General features: G+C 61.9%; 1 protein-coding gene. It reads right to left on the minus strand.

The features are described from left to right. The coding region (locus tag JMA46_RS16610; RefSeq protein ID WP_207346457.1) for an HNH endonuclease signature motif containing protein at positions 1–2,330 on the minus strand (2,330 nt) is incomplete at its 3' end. Between the last annotated feature and the right edge of the window lie 457 nt (positions 2,331–2,787).

The raw sequence follows: 2,787 nt of genomic DNA on the forward strand, positions 1-2,787 counted from the left end.
ACTGTCTTTTTGGGGAGGCCGTGGTGGTAGTGGTTGCGGCGTGGTGTTTGTTGGGGGTCGAGGGGGTAGGGGGCGGTGTAGTGGGGTGTGCCGTTGATGAGGGTGGCGTGCCAGGTGCTGTTGTGGAGCAGGGTGTGGTGGCGGGCGCAGAGTAGGGCGGCGTTGTTGATGTTTGTTTCGCCGCCTTGTTGCCAGGGGGTGATGTGGTGGGCTTCGGTCCAGGGGGCTATGGCGGTGCAGTCCGGGAACGAGCAGCCGAGGTCGCGGGCGAAGAGTATTTTGCGTTGGGCTGGGGTGAAGAGTCGTTGGGTGCGGCCGACGTTGAGGATTTGGGCTCCTTCCCCCATGGTCATGGTGGTGATCTCTGGGTCGCAGAGGGCTTGGTTGAAGAGGTGTAAGGACATGGGCCCGTTGTAGGTGGTGAAGTTGGTGCCGGTACCGTCGCTGCGGTCTAGTTCGGCTTGGGTGGTGGTGAGGATCAATTGTGTTTTCAGCCCGCCATTGAGGGGCAGTCGGCCGGTGCGTGCTGCCAGAGCGACGCAGTCCAGTAGGCCGTCGAGGAGTTTTTGGGCCCGGGTGCGGTCATCCTTCACGACCGGGTCGGTACTGTCCGGATCGGTGGGGTCCAGTCCTTCGATGATTTCTCCGTTTCCGGGGAAGGGAATCCGCACCCCGTCCACCAGGTGCACACCCCAATCCTGGTCCCCGCTGCCCTGGTCCCCGTTGCCCTGGTCTTCGTGTGGGGGTTCGTCCGCGTGTGGATTCTCCCCGTCTCTGCTTGGCACCGAAGTCTGGGCAGGTTCTGGCGCTGGTGGTGTGGTGGTTTCCCAGATATCGAAGTCAGTGTTTTGGCCGCGGGGTTCCCAACCATTCGAGATGGCAGCAGGGGTGGGGAACCAGAACCATTGATCGCCTTCAAAGACCGGCGGGACAGCATCGGCCGGGGCATTGGGCGGGCAAGGCGGGATCTCCCACACTTCCAAGCGCCGACGCCATCCCTGACCGGCTCGAAACCCGTTGAGGCCAGGAACCACAGAGTGCTGCACCGAACCTCCGCGAGGTGAACCCAGCCTGCTGGCCCCTTGCACATCCTGGCAGGAAAGAGACGCCGCAGCATGGTCCCGCCCCACCTCAGCGGCCTTGTCACTACCCGAATTGCCGAGATTCCCGGGACTACCGGGGATGCCGGGACTACCGGGGCTGTCGGGATTGCCGGGGGTGTTGGGGTTGGGGGTGGTGGTGAAGAGCCCGAATATTCCTTGGAGCTGATCACACAGGCCGCCGCGCCCGACACCATCACGTCCAGCACCATCATCACAAGCACTATCTTGGCCGCCGCCCGGGTCTTTAACTTGGCCGCCGCCTGGGCCTTTGTCCTGGCCCCGGTCTTGGCCGCTGTGTGGGTCTTTGTCCTGGCCCCCGCCCGGGTCTTTGTCCTGGCTGCCGATGCCTGAACACCCTTGGCCTTCAGCGCCATACATCCCGCTCACGTTGGACTCACTCGCGTTGGGGGTGCTGGCGCTGTGTCTGCCCGTGTCTTGCCCGTCGGCAGTGCTGGCGTGCCGCTGCCGATCAGCAGTTCCAACCGTTCCAACAGTTCCAACCGTTCCAGCAGTTCCAGTTGTTCTAGTTGTTTGGGCTGGGTCCTCGGGCTCTGTGGTGTTGATGGTGTTGATGTTTTTGTGTTTGTTGGGGTTGGTCGCGGTGCCAATGGCGACCATGAGTTGTTCGTGTTGAGCGATAGTCATGTGCCCCTCGAAATGAATGAGCCCACGGCGTGGTTTACGGAAGAACAATCCTTGTTTAGCGAGCAAGTCCCCATGACTGGGTTTGTGCCCGTCAGGATCAAGATGGCTAATGATCCGGTTCCCCAGCTGACGGGTGAAGTCTGGGCTTTCCTCCCGCCCCGTCTCCACCAACGCCTCCTCGACTTCCTCAGGGATCTCCGGGCTGATCTGCCCGTGGCTGGCCAACCGCTGGGCTTCATCGATGAACCCTGCCAGCAGCAACCCCATTTCCTGGGACACCTCGCCCGTGAAGAACGCTTGTGCCAAAACCGTTTGAGCCACCGGGGCGGCATCCGCGCTCAACACGTCCCGGACCGGTAACACTGCCTGGGCCAGGCGCAGCCGGCGATGCGCTTCACCAGCACTGACTCTCAGTGACTGCACCAGCATGTCCACAGGACTACGAACCCCGGAACTGGCGTAGCGCCCTGCTTCCACTCGATGGGCCAGCTCACCGGCAATCTGCACCGCTAAAGCCTGCCCGAAACGGAGTAATCCTTCCAAGTCCCGGGCCCACTGCACACACTCAGCATCATCCAACACCCCCACATCCATCCCCAACGGAACCCCGGAAAAGCCCTGAACACCTACCAACCCGACCGGCCCGGCAGCATCTCCTGACCCTGTCGACTCAGCCCGTGTTGTAGGGCCTCCTGGCCCTGTACGGCCCGCCTGCCCTGTGGGTTCAGCTGGTTCTTCTGGCGTTGCCGTCCCTGTCGGGGAGGAAGCCGTACTTGTCGGGGAGGAAGCGCTCGGGGCTGAACTACCAGGGGTGCAAGTGCTGGCGTTGCTCAAGGCGTGGGCGAGATTCAAGAGCTGGTGTACGTGTCCACCAACCCGCAAATTCTTTGAAGAAGAGCCCGGATATTCCGGCACCCTCGCCGTTGCTTCCATAAACATATTCTATAAGAAGGCACTGACATCCAACCCTACCGAACACCGAATGTGCACAACCAAACACCCAACCCCACCCTGTGCAGGAAACAACACACCAACACGC

It is taken from the genome of Arthrobacter sp. E3 (genome assembly GCF_017353415.1).
Classification (GTDB): domain Bacteria; phylum Actinomycetota; class Actinomycetes; order Actinomycetales; family Micrococcaceae; genus Specibacter.